The organism is Streptomyces collinus Tu 365 (assembly GCF_000444875.1).
In the GTDB taxonomy this organism is placed as follows: domain Bacteria; phylum Actinomycetota; class Actinomycetes; order Streptomycetales; family Streptomycetaceae; genus Streptomyces; species Streptomyces collinus_A.
Window position 1 is genome coordinate 5088127 of the sequence record NC_021985.1, and the last position, 16518, is coordinate 5104644.

At 67.8% G+C, this 16518-nt stretch carries 24 protein-coding genes; 22 read left to right on the top strand and 2 right to left on the bottom strand.

The window, feature by feature from the left end; translation table 11 throughout:
* Window positions 1–2 precede the first annotated feature (2 nt).
* The 19 genes from rplX (at window position 3) to truA (ending at window position 11744) form a co-directional block, all read left to right on the top strand.
* Window positions 3–326, top strand: a complete 324-nt coding sequence (gene rplX, locus B446_RS22225) for a 50S ribosomal protein L24 (protein WP_020941676.1) — start codon at window positions 3–5, stop codon at window positions 324–326.
* A complete protein-coding gene (rplE, locus tag B446_RS22230; protein WP_020941677.1) occupies window positions 326–883 on the top strand; it encodes a 50S ribosomal protein L5 in 558 nt (185 codons plus the stop codon). Before rplX ends, rplE begins: the two co-directional genes overlap by 1 nt.
* Before the next feature lie 5 nt (window positions 884–888).
* Complete coding sequence (locus B446_RS22235) at window positions 889–1074, top strand: type Z 30S ribosomal protein S14 (protein ID WP_003948630.1); 186 nt, start codon at window positions 889–891, stop codon at window positions 1072–1074.
* A gap of 212 nt (window positions 1075–1286) precedes the next feature.
* Complete coding sequence (rpsH, locus tag B446_RS22240; RefSeq protein WP_007384075.1) at window positions 1287–1685, top strand: 30S ribosomal protein S8; 399 nt, start codon at window positions 1287–1289, stop codon at window positions 1683–1685.
* Between the two features lie 24 nt (window positions 1686–1709).
* Window positions 1710–2249, top strand: a complete 540-nt coding sequence (gene rplF / locus B446_RS22245) for a 50S ribosomal protein L6 (RefSeq protein WP_020941678.1) — start codon at window positions 1710–1712, stop codon at window positions 2247–2249.
* 3 nt (window positions 2250–2252) lie between these two features.
* Window positions 2253–2636 carry a 50S ribosomal protein L18 gene (gene rplR, locus B446_RS22250; RefSeq protein ID WP_020941679.1) on the top strand — a complete coding sequence of 128 codons (384 nt, stop codon included), beginning with the start codon at window positions 2253–2255 and terminating at the stop codon, window positions 2634–2636.
* A 39-nt stretch (window positions 2637–2675) separates the two neighbouring features.
* Window positions 2676–3281: a 30S ribosomal protein S5 gene (gene rpsE / locus B446_RS22255; protein WP_007494753.1), complete on the top strand. Its 606-nt coding sequence runs from the start codon at window positions 2676–2678 to the stop codon at window positions 3279–3281.
* A complete protein-coding gene (rpmD, locus tag B446_RS22260) occupies window positions 3281–3463 on the top strand; it encodes a 50S ribosomal protein L30 (RefSeq protein ID WP_003974250.1) in 183 nt (60 codons plus the stop codon). The genes rpsE and rpmD overlap by 1 nt, the downstream gene beginning before the upstream one ends.
* Before the next feature lie 2 nt (window positions 3464–3465).
* Window positions 3466–3921 carry a 50S ribosomal protein L15 gene (gene rplO / locus B446_RS22265; protein ID WP_020941680.1) on the top strand — a complete coding sequence of 152 codons (456 nt, stop codon included), beginning with the start codon at window positions 3466–3468 and terminating at the stop codon, window positions 3919–3921.
* Window positions 3922–4154: 233 nt separating this feature from the next.
* Window positions 4155–5468, top strand: coding sequence for a preprotein translocase subunit SecY (secY, locus tag B446_RS22270; RefSeq protein WP_020941681.1), 1314 nt, complete (start codon window positions 4155–4157; stop codon window positions 5466–5468).
* The gene (locus B446_RS22275) at window positions 5468–6133 is read left to right on the top strand and encodes an adenylate kinase (RefSeq protein ID WP_020941682.1); all 666 of its coding nucleotides are present in this window, start codon (window positions 5468–5470) and stop codon (window positions 6131–6133) included. The genes secY and B446_RS22275 overlap by 1 nt, the downstream gene beginning before the upstream one ends.
* 125 nt (window positions 6134–6258) lie before the next feature.
* Window positions 6259–7095: a type I methionyl aminopeptidase gene (gene map, locus B446_RS22280; RefSeq protein WP_020941683.1), complete on the top strand. Its 837-nt coding sequence runs from the start codon at window positions 6259–6261 to the stop codon at window positions 7093–7095.
* 425 nt (window positions 7096–7520) lie between these two features.
* A complete protein-coding gene (infA, locus tag B446_RS22285; protein ID WP_003948620.1) occupies window positions 7521–7742 on the top strand; it encodes a translation initiation factor IF-1 in 222 nt (73 codons plus the stop codon).
* Between the two features lie 58 nt (window positions 7743–7800).
* Window positions 7801–7914, top strand: coding sequence for a 50S ribosomal protein L36 (gene rpmJ / locus B446_RS22290; RefSeq protein WP_003998809.1), 114 nt, complete (start codon window positions 7801–7803; stop codon window positions 7912–7914).
* 189 nt (window positions 7915–8103) lie between these two features.
* Window positions 8104–8484, top strand: a complete 381-nt coding sequence (gene rpsM, locus B446_RS22295) for a 30S ribosomal protein S13 (protein ID WP_020941684.1) — start codon at window positions 8104–8106, stop codon at window positions 8482–8484.
* Between the two features lie 70 nt (window positions 8485–8554).
* Window positions 8555–8959: a 30S ribosomal protein S11 gene (gene rpsK, locus B446_RS22300; RefSeq protein WP_003956432.1), complete on the top strand. Its 405-nt coding sequence runs from the start codon at window positions 8555–8557 to the stop codon at window positions 8957–8959.
* A 149-nt stretch (window positions 8960–9108) separates the two neighbouring features.
* The gene (locus B446_RS22305; RefSeq protein ID WP_003966937.1) at window positions 9109–10131 is read left to right on the top strand and encodes a DNA-directed RNA polymerase subunit alpha; all 1023 of its coding nucleotides are present in this window, start codon (window positions 9109–9111) and stop codon (window positions 10129–10131) included.
* A gap of 191 nt (window positions 10132–10322) precedes the next feature.
* On the top strand, window positions 10323–10817 hold the full coding sequence (rplQ, locus tag B446_RS22310; protein WP_020941685.1) for a 50S ribosomal protein L17: 495 nt from the start codon (window positions 10323–10325) through the stop codon (window positions 10815–10817).
* Window positions 10818–10892: 75 nt separating this feature from the next.
* Window positions 10893–11744 carry a tRNA pseudouridine(38-40) synthase TruA gene (truA, locus tag B446_RS22315; protein WP_020941686.1) on the top strand — a complete coding sequence of 284 codons (852 nt, stop codon included), beginning with the start codon at window positions 10893–10895 and terminating at the stop codon, window positions 11742–11744.
* Between the two features lie 3 nt (window positions 11745–11747).
* Here truA and B446_RS22320 read toward each other — a convergent pair whose 3' ends face one another.
* Window positions 11748–12626, bottom strand: coding sequence for a hypothetical protein (locus tag B446_RS22320; RefSeq protein WP_043476225.1), 879 nt, complete (start codon window positions 12624–12626; stop codon window positions 11748–11750).
* Window positions 12627–12925: 299 nt separating this feature from the next.
* On the opposite strand from B446_RS22320, the gene rplM reads away from it, so the two are divergent.
* The 3 genes from rplM (at window position 12926) to glmM (ending at window position 15461) form a co-directional block, all read left to right on the top strand.
* Window positions 12926–13369, top strand: a complete 444-nt coding sequence (gene rplM, locus B446_RS22325) for a 50S ribosomal protein L13 (protein WP_020941688.1) — start codon at window positions 12926–12928, stop codon at window positions 13367–13369.
* A 42-nt stretch (window positions 13370–13411) separates the two neighbouring features.
* Window positions 13412–13924 carry a 30S ribosomal protein S9 gene (gene rpsI, locus B446_RS22330; protein ID WP_020941689.1) on the top strand — a complete coding sequence of 171 codons (513 nt, stop codon included), beginning with the start codon at window positions 13412–13414 and terminating at the stop codon, window positions 13922–13924.
* A 178-nt stretch (window positions 13925–14102) separates the two neighbouring features.
* The gene (gene glmM, locus B446_RS22335; RefSeq protein WP_020941690.1) at window positions 14103–15461 is read left to right on the top strand and encodes a phosphoglucosamine mutase; all 1359 of its coding nucleotides are present in this window, start codon (window positions 14103–14105) and stop codon (window positions 15459–15461) included.
* Between the two features lie 70 nt (window positions 15462–15531).
* On the opposite strand, the gene coaA is transcribed toward glmM, so the two are convergent.
* The gene (gene coaA / locus B446_RS22340) at window positions 15532–16500 is read right to left on the bottom strand and encodes a type I pantothenate kinase (protein WP_052352173.1); all 969 of its coding nucleotides are present in this window, start codon (window positions 16498–16500) and stop codon (window positions 15532–15534) included.
* Between the last annotated feature and the right edge of the window lie 18 nt (window positions 16501–16518).

Consider the following 16518-nt stretch of genomic DNA (forward strand, 5'->3'; position numbering starts at 1 on the left):
GCATGAAGATCAAGAAGGGCGACCTGGTCCAGGTCATCACCGGTAAGGACAAGGGCAAGCAGGGCAAGGTCATCGCGGCCTTCCCCCGCGAGGACCGCGTCCTGGTCGAGGGTGTCAACCGGGTCAAGAAGCACACCAAGGCCGGTCCGACCGCCAGCGGTTCGCAGGCCGGCGGCATCGTCACGACCGAGGCGCCGATCCACGTCTCCAACGTCCAGCTGGTCGTTGAGAAGGACGGCCAGAAGGTCGTCACGCGTGTCGGTTACCGCTTCGACGATGAGGGCAACAAGATCCGCGTTGCCAAGCGGACGGGTGAGGACATCTGATGGCTACCACCACCACTCCGCGCCTCAAGCAGAAGTACCGTGAGGAGATCACGGGCAAGCTGCGTGACGAGTTCAAGTACGAGAACGTCATGCAGATCCCCGGTCTCGTCAAGATCGTGGTCAACATGGGTGTGGGCGACGCCGCCCGCGACTCCAAGCTGATCGACGGCGCCATTCGCGACCTCACCACGATCACCGGCCAGAAGCCGCAGGTCACCAAGGCCCGCAAGTCCATCGCGCAGTTCAAGCTGCGTGAGGGTCAGCCGATCGGTGCCCACGTCACGCTTCGTGGCGACCGCATGTGGGAGTTCCTGGACCGCACCCTGTCGCTCGCGCTGCCGCGCATCCGCGACTTCCGTGGTCTGTCCCCCAAGCAGTTCGACGGCCGTGGCAACTACACCTTCGGTCTCACGGAGCAGGTCATGTTCCACGAGATCGACCAGGACAAGATCGACCGTACCCGGGGCATGGACATCACCGTGGTGACCACGGCGACCAACGACGCTGAGGGCCGCGCGCTCCTTCGTCACCTCGGCTTCCCGTTCAAGGAGGCGTGAGCGAGATGGCGAAGAAGGCTCTGATTGCCAAGGCTGCTCGCAAGCCCAAGTTCGGTGTGCGTGGCTACACGCGCTGCCAGCGCTGCGGCCGTCCGCACTCCGTGTACCGCAAGTTCGGCCTCTGCCGCGTGTGCCTTCGTGAGATGGCTCACCGTGGCGAGCTGCCGGGCGTGACCAAGAGCTCCTGGTAATCCCGCTTTTTAGGGATTCCTGAAGCTCTCGGTAAGCATCTGGGTCGGCAGGGGCCCTTCTCCACATGCCGTAGGCTAGTGGGGTTGGGCGTCTGCCGCGCCCGTACGACTTACTACGCCGTAGGTCCACCGCGCCGCACCCGTCCCGTCTCGGATCGGGGAGAGGGATGGCGCACCAGGAAACCCCGGCGAGAGAGGCCGAAGGCCAATTCATGACCATGACTGATCCGATCGCAGACATGCTTACGCGTCTGCGGAACGCGAACTCGGCATACCACGACTCCGTGACGATGCCGGCATCGAAGATCAAGTCGCACATCGCGGAGATCCTCCAGCAGGAGGGCTTCATCACGGGCTGGAAGGTCGAGGACGCCGAGGTCGGTAAGAACCTCGTTCTCGAGCTGAAGTTCGGCCCGAACCGTGAGCGCTCCATCGCGGGCATCAAGCGGATCTCCAAGCCCGGTCTCCGGGTGTACGCGAAGTCCACCAACCTGCCGAAGGTGCTGGGCGGCCTCGGCGTGGCGATCATCTCCACGTCGCACGGGCTCCTCACCGACAAGCAGGCCGGCAAGAAGGGCGTGGGTGGGGAAGTCCTCGCCTACGTCTGGTAACGGAAGGGAACGGAGGAAACAGCTATGTCGCGTATTGGCAAGCTCCCCATCACGGTTCCCGCCGGCGTGGACGTCACCATCGACGGCCGTACGGTCTCGGTCAAGGGCCCCAAGGGCACGCTGACCCACACCGTCGTCGCGCCGATCGACATCGTCAAGGGTGAGGACGGCGTGCTCAACGTCACCCGTCCGAACGACGAGCGTCAGAACAAGGCCCTCCACGGCCTGTCCCGCACGCTGGTGGCGAACATGATCACCGGCGTGACCCAGGGTTACGTGAAGAAGCTCGAGATCAGCGGTGTCGGTTACCGCGTGACGGCCAAGGGCTCGAACCTCGAGTTCGCGCTCGGCTACAGCCACCCGATCACCGTCGAGGCGCCCGAGGGAATCACCTTCAAGGTGGAGACCCCGACCCGCTTCCAGGTCGAGGGCATCGACAAGCAGAAGGTCGGCGAGGTTGCGGCCAACATCCGCAAGCTGCGCAAGCCCGACCCGTACAAGGCCAAGGGCGTCAAGTACGAGGGCGAAGTCATCCGCCGCAAGGTCGGAAAGGCGGGTAAGTAAGCCATGGCATACGGGCAGAAGATCCTCAAGGGCGACGCCTACAAGCGCGCCGCGATCAAGCGCCGTCACATCCGGATCCGTAAGAACATTTCCGGTACGGCGGAGCGCCCCCGTCTGGTCGTGACCCGCTCCAACCGCCACATCGTGGCGCAGGTGATCGACGACCTGAAGGGCCACACCCTGGCTTCCGCGTCCACCCTGGACGCGTCGGTCCGTGGTGGCGAGGGCGACAAGTCCGCGCAGGCCAAGCAGGTCGGCGCCCTGGTCGCCGAGCGTGCCAAGGCCGCCGGTGTCGAGGCTGTCGTGTTCGACCGTGGTGGCAACCAGTACGCCGGGCGCATCGCCGCCCTGGCGGACGCCGCCCGCGAAGCCGGGCTCAAGTTCTGAGCCTGCCGTAGCTAGCGGAAACAGAGAGAGGTAATTCCAATGGCTGGACCCCAGCGCCGCGGTGGCGGTGCCGGTGGCGGCGAGCGGCGGGACCGGAAGGGCCGTGACGGCGGCGCTGCTGCCGCCGAGAAGACCGCGTACGTTGAGCGTGTCGTCGCGATCAACCGTGTCGCCAAGGTTGTGAAGGGTGGTCGTCGCTTCAGCTTCACCGCGCTGGTCGTGGTGGGCGACGGTGACGGCACCGTGGGTGTCGGTTACGGCAAGGCCAAGGAGGTGCCGGCCGCCATCGCCAAGGGCGTTGAGGAGGCCAAGAAGCACTTCTTCAAGGTCCCGCGTATCCAGGGCACCATCCCGCACCCGATCCAGGGTGAGAAGGCTGCCGGCGTCGTGCTGCTCAAGCCCGCGTCCCCGGGTACCGGCGTTATCGCCGGTGGTCCGGTGCGTGCCGTGCTCGAGTGCGCCGGTATCCACGACATCCTGTCGAAGTCGCTCGGCTCCGACAACGCGATCAACATCGTGCACGCGACCGTGGCGGCCCTGAAGGGCCTGCAGCGTCCGGAGGAGGTCGCGGCCCGCCGTGGTCTGCCTCTCGAGGACGTCGCCCCCGCGGCTCTTCTCCGTGCGCGGGCCGGGGCGGGTGCGTGATGGCTCAGCTCAAGATCACGCAGGTCAAGTCCTACATCGGCAGCAAGCAGAACCACCGTGACACCCTGCGCTCCCTTGGTCTCAAGGGCATCAACACGCAGGTCGTCAAGGAGGACCGCCCCGAGTTCCGCGGCATGGTGCACACCGTCCGCCACCTCGTGACGGTCGAGGAGGTCGACTGATCATGGCGGAGAACAACCCGCTCAAGATCCACAACCTCCGTCCCGCCCCGGGCGCCAAGACCGCCAAGACCCGTGTGGGTCGTGGTGAGGCGTCGAAGGGTAAGACGGCCGGTCGTGGTACCAAGGGCACGAAGGCCCGTTACCAGGTTCCGGAGCGCTTCGAGGGTGGGCAGATGCCCCTCCACATGCGCCTCCCGAAGCTGAAGGGCTTCAAGAACCCCTTCAAGGTCGAGTTCCAGGTCGTGAACCTCGACAAGCTGGCCGCGCTGTACCCCGAGGGTGGCGAGGTCACCGTCGAGGGCCTGGTGGCCAAGGGTGCCGTTCGCAAGAACAGCCTCGTCAAGGTCCTCGGCCAGGGCGAGATCACCGTGGCGCTGCAGGTGACGGTGGACGCCGTCTCCGGCTCCGCCAAGGAGAAGATCACCGCCGCCGGCGGTACGGTCACCGAGCTCGTCTGAGTCTCTCGGACGCCTCGATGACGTGAACGATCCCGACCGGGGATACCCCACAAAAGGGGTATCCCCGGTTGGTCGTTCCTAGGGCAGCGGTCCCGCAGGTAAGGTGGCCTGCACTGCCCACTTTCACAGGATGCCCCCATGGGGCACTCTGAGCGGCAGTTGGCCGTTAGTCATTCGTCGAACCTCAAGACCGTCACCCTTGACGCAGTTGCGCGGGGGTCGCAGGAGGCACCGTGCTCACCGCGTTCGCCCGGGCGTTCAGGACGCCCGACCTGCGTAAGAAGCTGCTCTTCACGCTGGCCATCATCGTGGTGTACCGGGTCGGTACCCACGTCCCGATCCCCGGCGTGGACTACAAGGCAGTCCAGCAGTGCATGGACGAGGCGTCCGCCAACCAGGGCCTCTTCGGACTGGTCAACATGTTCAGCGGTGGCGCGCTTCTGCAGATCACGATTTTCGCGCTCGGCATCATGCCGTACATCACGGCCAGCATCATCCTTCAGCTGCTGACCGTGGTCATCCCGCGCCTGGAAGCCCTCAAGAAGGAGGGCCAGGCGGGTACCGCGAAGATCACGCAGTACACCCGTTACCTGACGGTGGCGCTGGCCATCCTCCAGGGAACCGGCCTGGTGGCCACCGCGCGCAGCGGCGCGCTGTTCAGCGGCTGCCCCGTCGCCGGCCAGATCGTCCCCGACCAGGCGATCTTCACCACCATCACCATGGTCATCTGCATGACCGCCGGTACGGCCGTCGTCATGTGGCTCGGTGAGCTGATCACCGACCGCGGCATCGGCAACGGCATGTCGATCCTGATGTTCATCTCGATCGCCGCCACCTTCCCGTCCGCCCTGTGGGCCATCAAGAAGCAGGGCACGCTGGCCGGCGGCTGGATCGAGTTCGGCACCGTGATCCTGGTCGGCCTGGTCATGGTCGCGCTCGTGGTCTTCGTCGAGCAGGCCCAGCGCCGCATCCCGGTGCAGTACGCGAAGCGCATGATCGGCCGCCGTTCCTACGGCGGTACGTCCACGTACATCCCGCTCAAGGTGAACCAGGCGGGTGTGATTCCCGTCATTTTCGCCTCGTCGCTGCTCTACATTCCGGCGCTCGTCGCGCAGTTCGCCGGGGGCAAGTCGGGCTGGAAGACCTGGGTCGAGCAGAACCTGACCAAGGGCGATCACCCGATTTACATCACGATGTACTTCTTGCTCATCGTGTTCTTCGCGTTCTTCTACGTGGCGATCTCCTTCAACCCCGAGGAAGTCGCCGACAACATGAAGAAGTATGGTGGCTTCATCCCGGGCATCCGGGCTGGCCGACCGACCGCTGAGTACCTCAGCTACGTGCTCAACCGGATCACCTGGCCGGGTTCGCTGTATCTGGGTCTGATCGCTCTCGTACCGACAATGGCGTTGGTCGGCTTCGGGGCAAGCCAGAACTTCCCCTTCGGCGGGACCAGCATCCTCATCATCGTGGGTGTCGGCCTGGAGACGGTGAAGCAGATCGAGAGCCAGCTCCAGCAGCGCAATTACGAAGGGTTCCTCCGCTGATGCGTATCGTCCTCGTCGGGCCGCCGGGTGCTGGTAAGGGAACGCAAGCCGTACGGCTCGCAGAGAAGCTGTCGGTCCCGCACATCTCCACGGGCGACCTGTTCCGGGCCAACATCAGCCAGCAGACCGAGCTGGGCAAGCTCGCGAAGTCCTACATGGACGCCGGCAACCTCGTTCCCGACGAGGTGACCATCGCGATGGCCAAGGACCGCATGGAGCAGCCGGACGCCGTGGGCGGCTTCCTGCTCGACGGGTTCCCGCGCAACGTCTCGCAGGCCGAGGCGCTGGACCAGCTGCTGCAGACCGAGGGCATCACGCTGGACGCCGTCCTGGACCTGGAGGTCCCGGAGGCCGAGGTCGTCAAGCGGATCGCCGGCCGGCGCATCTGCCGCAACGACTCCTCCCACGTGTTCCACGTGACGTACAGCCCCCCGAAGCAGGAAGGCGTCTGCGACGTCTGCGGCGGCGAGCTGTACCAGCGCGACGACGACTCCGAGGAGACCGTCCGCAAGCGCCTGGAGGTCTACCACACGCAGACCGAGCCGATCATCGACTACTACAAGTCGCAGGGCCTGGTCCGCACGATCTCCGCGCTCGGCCCGGTCGACGAGGTCACCGAGCGGGCGCTGGACGCCCTCAAGCGCGAGAAGGCCGAGAACAAGTAGATCGCGGTCCCTCCGGCCGCGGCCCCCTTCCCCGGACATCCGTTCTGGGGGACTCCCGGGGTGCCGCGGCCGTAGTGTTGTGTACGTAAACCCAGCCGACGTGTGACGGAGAGCGCAGGACCCCCATGGTGCAGATCAAGACCCCCGAGCAGATCGCCAAGATGCGTGCGGCGGGATTGGTCGTCGCCGCGATCCACGCGGCCACCCGGGAGGCGGCCGTGCCGGGCGCCAGCACCAGGGACCTGGACGAGGTGGCCCGCAAGGTGCTCGCCGAGAACGGCGCCAAGTCGAACTTCCTCGGCTACGGCGGCTTCCCCGCCACCATCTGCACCTCGGTCAACGACGTGGTCGTCCACGGCATCCCCTCGGAGGACGTCGTCCTGAAGGACGGCGACATCATCTCCATCGACTGCGGCGCCATCGTCGACGGCTGGCACGGCGACGCGGCCTACACCGCGTTCGTGGGCTCCGGTCACGCCCCGGAGCTGGTCGAGCTCTCCCGGGTGACGGAGGAGTCGATGTGGGCCGGTATCGCGGCCATGAAGCAGGGCAACCGCCTGGTGGACATCTCCCGGGCGATCGAGACCTACATCCGCCGCCAGCCCAAGCCCGGCGGCGGCAAGTACGGGATCATCGAGGACTACGGCGGCCACGGCATCGGCACCGAGATGCACATGGACCCGCACCTGCTGAACTACGTGGACCGCCGGCGCGGCAAGGGCCCCAAGCTGGTCCCCGGCCTCTGCCTCGCCATCGAGCCGATGGTCTCCCTCGGCACCCCGCGCACCGAGGTCCTCGAGGACGACTGGACGGTCATCACCACCGACGGCACCTGGTCCTCGCACTGGGAGCACTCGGTCGCGCTCACCGAGGCGGGCCCCCTGGTCCTGACGTCCCCCGACGGCGGCAGGGCGAAGCTCGCCGAGTACGGCGTCACGGCCGCTCCGGACCCGCTGGCGTGAGGTCGGGCCCAGGCCGGGTCCGCCGGTCGGAGGCCGGCGCAGCCGCTCGAAGCCTGTGAGGCGCCCCGGCGCCGATCCCGCGAGAGGGGCGTGGAAGATCGGTCGACCGGACGGTCATCACCACCGACGGCACCTGGTCCTCGCACTGGGAGCACTCGGTCGCGCTCACCGAGGCGGGCCCCCTGGTCCTGACGTCCCCCGACGGCGGCAGGGCGAAGCTCGCCGAGTACGGCGTCACGGCCGCTCCCGACCCGCTGGCATGAGGATCTCCCTCACGGGGCAGACTTCCCCGATTCGTTTTTCCGAGTGCCCTGACGTAGACTGACTCGTCGGCTCTCGTGCACCCGCATGTCCGCATGCGCTCGCACCCGCCCCTCGGGGCGGGTCAGAGAGTCGATCAAGGTAGTCGATTCGAAGGGCGAAGCGTGGCCAAGAAGCAAGGTGCCATCGAGATCGAGGGCACTGTCGTCGAGTCTCTGCCGAACGCCATGTTCAAGGTCGAGCTCCAGAACGGCCACCAGGTCCTGGCACACATCAGCGGCAAGATGCGTATGCACTACATCCGCATCCTCCCTGACGACCGGGTCGTGGTGGAGCTGTCTCCTTACGACCTGACGCGTGGCCGGATCGTCTACCGCTACAAGTAGATCTTGCCCGCGCCCCGGGCCTCCCGGAGCGATGGCACTGACCCGGAGAACCTCACCAATGAAGGTCAAGCCGAGCGTCAAGAAGATCTGCGACAAGTGCAGGGTGATCCGCCGTCACGGTCGGGTCATGGTCATCTGCGAGAACCCGCGCCACAAGCAGCGCCAGGGCTGACGCACGACCGATCCCTCTGCACTCCTCGCAGAGTTTCGCGCGACGCAAGCTGAATTTGTTCATACGCAGAACCCGAGCCCCTGGGCTCGACACCCCCGGTTCGGAGGCCGGGGACCCGGTTCGTACCTGGTACGGCGGCCGGGAACCGGTTCTGTGGAAGACCTCCGAAGATTCACCAGGAGCCATTGAATGGCACGCGTTTCCGGTGTTGACATCCCGCGCGAAAAGCGCGTGGAGGTCGCCCTCACCTACGTGTTCGGCATCGGCCGGACGCTCTCCCAGCTGACGCTGGCCGAGACCGGTATCGACCCGAACACCCGCGTCCGTGATCTGACCGAAGAGCAGCTGGTCGCGATCCGCGAGTACGTCGACAACAACATCAAGACCGAGGGTGACCTCCGTCGCGAGATCCAGGCCGACATCCGCCGCAAGGTCGAGATCGGCTGCTACCAGGGTCTCCGTCACCGTCGCGGTCTGCCCGTCCGCGGTCAGCGCACCAGCACGAACGCCCGCACCCGCAAGGGCCCGCGTCGCGCCATCGCCGGCAAGAAGAAGCCGGGCAAGAAGTAGTCCTCAGCGGACAACGCTTCATCAGCGGTCTTCGCTGTAGGACCGACCACCTCCCCGTAGGAGTTTGTAGATGCCCCCCAAGGGTCGTCAGGGCGCTGCCAAGAAGGTGCGCCGCAAGGAAAAGAAGAACGTCGCTCACGGCCACGCGCACATCAAGAGCACGTTCAACAACACGATCGTCTCGATCACGGACCCGTCCGGCAACGTGATCTCCTGGGCCTCCGCCGGCCACGTCGGCTTCAAGGGCTCCCGGAAGTCCACGCCGTTCGCCGCGCAGATGGCCGCCGAGTCGGCTGCCCGCCGCGCCCAGGAGCACGGCATGCGCAAGGTCGACGTGTTCGTGAAGGGCCCGGGTTCCGGTCGTGAGACCGCGATCCGCTCCCTGCAGGCCACGGGTCTCGAGGTCGGCTCCATCCAGGACGTCACCCCGACCCCGCACAACGGCTGCCGCCCGCCGAAGCGCCGTCGCGTCTGACGCGTCGCCTTCGCGGCCTCGGTGTTCGGGCGGTACGGCTCCTTCGGGTCGTGCCGCCCGTACCCTTGCAGTACCCGCACTTCTCATGGGTGCGGATTCCGTCGGGCGTCAAATAGCGGGCGTCCACGAATGAAGGATCTGATCCACACATGCTGATCGCTCAGCGTCCCTCGTTGACCGAAGAGGTCGTCGACGAGTTCCGCTCCCGGTTCGTGATCGAGCCGCTGGAGCCGGGCTTCGGCTACACCCTCGGCAACTCCCTCCGCCGTACCCTCCTCTCCTCGATCCCCGGTGCCGCTGTCACCAGCATCCGGATCGACGGCGTGCTGCACGAGTTCACCACCGTGCCGGGCGTCAAGGAGGACGTCACCGACCTGATCCTCAACATCAAGCAGCTGGTCGTCTCCTCGGAGCACGACGAGCCGGTCGTGATGTACCTGCGCAAGCAGGGCCCGGGTCTGGTCACCGCCGCCGACATCGCGCCCCCGGCCGGTGTCGAGGTCCACAACCCCGACCTGGTCCTCGCCACGCTCAACGGCAAGGGCAAGCTGGAGATGGAGCTGACCGTCGAGCGCGGTCGCGGCTACGTCTCCGCCGTGCAGAACAAGCAGGTGGGCCAGGAGATCGGCCGTATCCCGGTCGACTCCATCTACAGCCCGGTGCTCAAGGTCACGTACAAGGTCGAGGCCACCCGTGTCGAGCAGCGCACCGACTTCGACAAGCTGATCGTCGACGTCGAGACGAAGCAGGCCATGCGTCCCCGTGACGCCATGGCGTCGGCCGGCAAGACCCTGGTCGAGCTGTTCGGTCTCGCCCGCGAGCTGAACATCGACGCCGAGGGCATCGACATGGGCCCGTCCCCGACGGACGCCGCCCTGGCCGCTGACCTGGCGCTGCCGATCGAGGAGCTGGAGCTCACCGTTCGGTCGTACAACTGCCTCAAGCGCGAGGGCATCCACTCCGTGGGTGAGCTCGTCGCCCGCTCCGAGGCCGACCTGCTCGACATCCGCAACTTCGGTGCGAAGTCGATCGACGAGGTCAAGGCGAAGCTGGCCGGCATGGGCCTGGCCCTCAAGGACAGCCCGCCCGGATTCGACCCGACCGCCGCGGCGGACGCCTTCGGCGCCGACGACGACGCGGACGCCGGTTTCGTCGAGACCGAGCAGTACTGAGCGCTCCGCGAGGAGAGGTAGTACTGCGGCTGCGCGCCGGCTGTGGCCGGTCGCGCAGTTCCCCGCGCCCCTTCGGGGGCGCGGACCCTCCGGGATCGAACGTGAACCCCGGATCTCCGACGAGCAACCGCTCGCTCGGATACTGACCTCGGTACCTGACACGGCCGGGGCAGACACACAGGAGAAGAACCATGCCGAAGCCCACCAAGGGTGCCCGTCTGGGCGGCAGCGCCGCGCACGAGAAGCTGCTCCTCGCGAACCTCGCGAAGTCGCTCTTCGAGCACGGCCGCATCACCACCACCGAGGCGAAGGCCCGCCGCCTGCGCCCGTACGCCGAGCGTCTGGTCACCAAGGCGAAGAAGGGCGACCTTCACAACCGCCGTCAGGTGCTCCAGGTCATCACGGACAAGAGCATCGTCCACACGCTCTTCACCGAGATCGGCCCGCGGTACGAGAACCGTCCCGGTGGCTACACCCGCATCACCAAGATCGGTAACCGCCGTGGCGACAACGCGCCCATGGCCGTCATCGAGCTGGTCGAGGCGCTGACGGTGCAGCAGAAGGCCGTGGGTGAGGCCGAGGCCGCCACCAAGCGCGCGGTCAAGGAGGCGGACGAGACCAAGGTCGAGGAGACCAAGGCCGAGGACGCCGCCGAGGCTCCGGCCGAGGAGTCCAAGGACGCCTGAGGCTCTGCCTGACGCTGGAAAGCGGGCTCGCCCTTCGGGGCGGGCCCGCTTTCGCGTACTGAGAGGATCCGATCTGTGAGTGAAGTACAGCCCGGTCATGTCCGCGTCCGCCTCGACCTGTCCTACGACGGCTCGGGCTTCCACGGCTGGGCCAAGCAGGCCGGCGGCAAGCGGACCGTGCAGGGCGACATCGAGGACGCCCTGCGCACGGTGACGCGGTCCAAGGAGACGTACGAGCTGACCGTGGCCGGGCGGACCGACGCCGGTGTGCACGCGCGCGGCCAGGTGGCGCACGTCGACCTGCCCGCCGAGCTGTGGGCCGAGCACCGCGAGAAGCTGCTCAAGCGGCTGGCCGGGCGGCTCGCCAAGGACGTGCGGGTGTGGCGGCTGAGCGAGGCGCCGGACGGCTTCAACGCGCGTTTCTCGGCGATCTGGCGGCGCTACGCCTACCGGGTCACCGACAACCCCGGCGGTGTGGACCCGCTGCTGCGCGGCCATGTGCTGTGGCACGACTGGCCGCTCGACGTGGACGCCATGAACGAGGCCGCGCGGGCGCTGCTGGGGGAGCACGACTTCGCCGCGTACTGCAAGCGGCGCGAGGGCGCGACGACGATCCGCACGCTCCAGGAGCTGAGCCTGGTGCGCGGCGGCGACGGCGTGGTCACCGCCACGGTCCGGGCGGACGCGTTCTGCCACAACATGGTGCGCTCGCTGATCGGCGCGCTGCTGTTCGTGGGGGACGGGCACCGCGGGCCCGAGTGGCCCGGGAAGGTGCTGGCCGCGGGGGTGCGGGACTCCGCCGTGCACGTCGTGCGCCCGCACGGGCTGACCCTGGAGGAGGTCGGCTACCCCGCCGACGACCTGCTGGCCGCCCGGAACAGGGAGGCCAGGAACAAGCGGTCGCTGCCGTCGGCGGGCTGCTGCTGAGCGCTACCGGTTCGCCGCCGTGGAGGCCTGGGCCTGGCCGCGGCGGTAGATCTGGTTCGCGGTGAACTGCTGGAGGTCGTCGCCGGTGCGGAAGACGTCGGTGTCCTTCTTGGTGACGTTCTTGCCGTTGGTGAAGCCGCTGATCGTGAAGTAGGCGTAGCGGCCGTAGGCGTTGCGCGTGGAGCGGCAGATCGCGGCGTTGCAGAAGGGCTTGACGCCCTTGCCGGCCAGCGAGAGCACCATGCTCCGGCCGTCGGTCTGGCCCTTGGCCTTCTCCGCCTGGGCCGCCGTGTCGAAGACCGCGACACCGACGGTGACGGCGATCCCGTCCTTCACGTAGCTGGCCCGGATCAGCCGGGTGCAGCCGTTGGCGGTGAGGATCTTGGGCAGGGTGCCGTCGGCGCCGGTGGAGCAGTTCTTCGCGTCCGACGTGGCGCCCTTCTTGTACACCGTGTCGCCCATGGTGAGCTGGGTGCCCGGGAAGAGCGTCTCGGGGCTCAGCGGCGCGGTGTCCTTCTTGGCGCTGGATATGAAGTCCTTCGGGTCCAGCGGCGGCGGGGCGCTGGTCGGCGCGAAGGACGGCGCCGTGGCGGAGCCGCTGGGCAGCGAGGCGGTGGCCGGCAGGTTGGTGGGCTTGCCGGAGGCGTCGTTGCCCCCGTTCGCGGACACGACGGCCATCGCCACGGCGGTCCCGACGCCGATCGTGGCGAGCGCACCGCCGCCGATGAAGAGCAGCCTGCGGCGCTTGTTCCGCGTCTCCGAAGCCTCGGCGAGCGCGGCCCAGTCCGGAGTCCCGTCGTCGCCACCGCTGCTCCACGGCTGCTGGGAATTAGGTTTCCAGGGATCCCACTGAGACTGGGGTCCCCCCTGCCCGTAACTCATGGGGCGCATCTTAGACGTGGGTTCCCGGGTGCAGGAGCGCGTCGGCCGTCATGCCGCGTTTGTCCGGCGACATGAGGGGGAAGGGCCTCGTTTTGACCCGTCCGGGCCCGTGCAGGTAACCTGCTTCTTCGTTGTGTATTGGCTTGCTCATTCTCACGGGACGGGCCCTTACACCGGTCCACCGGGCCGATGACCAGCGACCAGCACGCGGTTTGCGTCAACCGTGGTGCGGTCAGGGCTGTCGTGATCGTTTCGGTGACCTGTTCAGGACCATTCACTCGAAGCGAAGGCTACGAACCGTGCGTACGTACAGCCCCAAGCCCGGCGATGTGACGCGCCAGTGGCACGTCATCGACGCTCAGGACGTCGTCCTGGGTCGTCTCGCCACGACCGCCGCGTCCCTTCTGCGGGGCAAGCACAAGCCGATCTACGCCCCCCACGTCGACACCGGTGACTTCGTCATCATCATCAACGCCGACAAGGTGCACCTGTCCGGCAACAAGCGGACGCAGAAGATGGCCTACCGCCACTCCGGCTACCCGGGTGGTCTGCGCTCCGTCCGTTACGACGAGCTGCTCGACAAGAACCCCGAGAAGGCCATCGAGAAGGCCGTCAAGGGCATGCTCCCCAAGAACACGCTGGGCCGTCAGATGCTCTCGAAGCTGAAGGTCTACAAGGGTGACGTGCACCCGCACGCTGCGCAGCAGCCGGTGCCGTTCGAGATCACCCAGGTCGCGCAGTAAGTCCGGCCACCCCCTAAGACTGAACAGAATCTGAGGAGAATCGTGGCCGAGACCACTGCCGAGCAGCCGCTCGAAGAGCTTGACATCGACAGCTACACCACGGAGTCGGACGTCCCCGTCGAGGGCGAGTACACCTCCGAGTCCCTCGCGTCCCGCTTCGGTGAGCCCCAGCCGGCCGCCGGCCTGGGCCGCCGCAAGAACGCCATCGCCCGCGTCCGGATCGTCCCGGGCACCGGCAAGTGGAAGATCAACGGTCGCACCCTCGAGGACTACTTCCCGAACAAGGTGCACCAGCAGGAAGTCAACGAGCCCTTCAAGGTGCTCGAGCTCGAGGGCCGTTACGACGTCATCGCCCGCATCGCGGGTGGCGGTGTCTCCGGTCAGGCCGGTGCGCTCCGTCTCGGTGTCGCCCGTGCGCTGAACGAGGCCGACGTCGACAACAACCGCGGCCCGCTGAAGAAGGCCGGCTTCCTCAAGCGCGACGACCGTGCGGTCGAGCGCAAGAAGGCCGGTCTGAAGAAGGCCCGCAAGGCCCCGCAGTACAGCAAGCGCTAAACAGCAGCTGCCTGCTCGTACTCCGAACGCCCCGGCGGCACGCCACGTGTGCCGCCGGGGCGTTCGTTTATCCCAGCCAAGGGCGTATAACGACACAAGACGCTCAAAGGCTTGTGTGATCGGATCGCATGGCGTCTGCCATCATTCCGGCAGCAAGGACGCTTCCTCAGGAGGACAAGTGGGACGACTCTTCGGCACGGACGGCGTGCGCGGTGTAGCCAACGCGGACCTGACCGCCGAGATGGCGCTCGGCCTGTCCGTCGCGGCGGCGCACGTGCTGGCCGAGGCGGGCACCTTCGAGGGCCACCGGCCGAAGGCCGTGGTCGGACGGGACCCGCGCGCGTCCGGGGAGTTCCTGGAGGCCGCCGTGGTGGCCGGCCTGGCGAGCGCCGGGGTGGACGTGCTGACCGTCGGCGTGCTGCCGACGCCCGCGGTCGCGTACCTGACCGGCGCGCTCGGCGCCGACCTCGGTGTGATGCTCTCCGCCAGCCACAACGCCATGCCGGACAACGGCATCAAGTTCTTCGCGCGCGGCGGCCACAAGCTCGCCGACGAGCTCGAGGACCGCATCGAGGGCGTCTACGAGTCCCACCGCCACGGCGAGCCCTGGGAGCGGCCCACCGGCTCCGGCGTGGGGCGCGTGCGGGCCTACGACGAGGGCTTCGAGCAGTACGTCGGCCATCTGCTGTCGGTGCTGCCGAACCGCCTCGACGGTCTGAGGATCGTGCTCGACGAGGCGCACGGCGCGGCCGCCGGGGTCTCGCCGGAGGCGTTCACGCGGGCCGGCGCGCAGATCGTCACCATCGGTGCCGAGCCGGACGGTCTCAACATCAACGACGGCTGCGGCTCCACCCACCTGGGCAAGCTGAAGGCCGCGGTCGTCGAGCACGGCGCGGACTTCGGCATCGCCCACGACGGGGACGCCGACCGCTGCCTGGCCGTGGACCACACCGGCGAGGAGATCGACGGCGACCAGATCCTGGCCGTGCTGGCGCTGGCGCTGCGCGAGCGCTCGGAGCTGCGCTCCGACACCGTCGTCGCCACGGTCATGTCCAACCTGGGCTTCAAGCTGGCCATGGAGCGGGCGGGCATCCGGCTGGTGCAGACGGCCGTGGGCGACCGCTACGTGCTGGAGGAGATGAAGAGCCACGGCTTCGCGCTCGGCGGCGAGCAGTCCGGGCACGTGATCATCCTCGACCACGCGACGACCGGTGACGGCACGCTGACCGGTCTGCTGCTGGCGGCGCGGGTGGCCGAGACCGGCCGCACGCTGCGGGAGCTGGCGTCCGTGATGGAGCGGCTGCCGCAGGTCCTGATCAACGTGCCGGACGTGGACAGGTCCCGGGTGAAGACCTCGGGCGACCTCGCCGCCGCCGTCGCCGACGCGGAGCGCGAGCTGGGGGAGACCGGCCGGGTGCTGCTGCGCCCCTCCGGCACCGAGCCGCTGGTGCGGGTCATGGTGGAGGCCGCCGACATCGACCAGGCCCGGTCGGTCGCGGGGCGGCTGGCGGACGCGGTGAAGTCGGCGCTGGGCTAGTCCTCATCGAGGGGTGCCGCGCGGGGCAGGGGACGACCCGCCCCGCGGTCACCCGGGGAACGGCCCGGTCCTACAGCTTGCGCAGCCGCAGCCGCTGGACCTTGTGGTCCGGGCCCTTGCGCAGGATCAGGGTGGCGCGGCCGCGGGTGGGGGCGATGTTCTCCACCAGGTTGGGCTTGTTGATCGTGCGCCACAGGGTGCGGGCGTAGTCCAGGGCCTCCTCCTCGGAGACCTGGGTGTACTTGCGGAAGTACGAGTCCGACTTCTGGAAGGCCGTCTGGCGCAGCTTCTTGAAGCGGCTGAGGTACCAGTGCTCGATGTCGTCGGCGGCGGCGTCGACGTACACGCTGAAGTCGAAGAAGTCCGCGAGGCCGACCCGGGTGCGGCCGTCCTTGCCGGGCAGTGCGGGCTGGAGCACGTTGAGCCCCTCGACGATCAGGATGTCCGGGCGCCGCACGGTCAGCCGACGGTCCGCCACGATGTCGTAGATCAGGTGCGAGTAGACAGGGGCGGTGACCTCGTCCTTGCCGGCCTTGATGTCGGCGACGAAGCGGGTCAGGGCCCGGCGGTCGTAGGACTCGGGGAAACCTTTCCGCGACATCAGGCCGCGGGCCTCCAGCTCCTTGGTGGGCAGCAGGAAGCCGTCGGTGGTGACCAGCTCCACGCGGGGGTGTTCCGGCCAGCGGGAGAGCAGCGCCTGGAGCAGCCGGGCCACGGTGGACTTGCCCACCGCGACCGACCCGGCGACGCCTATGACGAACGGCGTGCCGGACTGGGAGCCCTTCTCCCCGAGGAACGTGTTCAGCGCGCCCCTCAGCCCGTCGGTGGCGCCGACGTACAGGTTGAGCAGCCGGGAGAGCGGGAGGTAGATGTCCCGCACCTCGTCCAGGTCGATCACGTCCCCCAGACCGCGCAGCTTCTCCACCTCCTCGGCGGTGAGCGGCAGCGGCGTCTTGTCGCGCAGCGCGCTCCACTCCGCCCGCGTGAGGTCGACGTAGGGAGTCGCCTCCGGCCTGGGCCGGTGGGCGCTCCGGGGCATCGAGGAGACCGGTGAGAT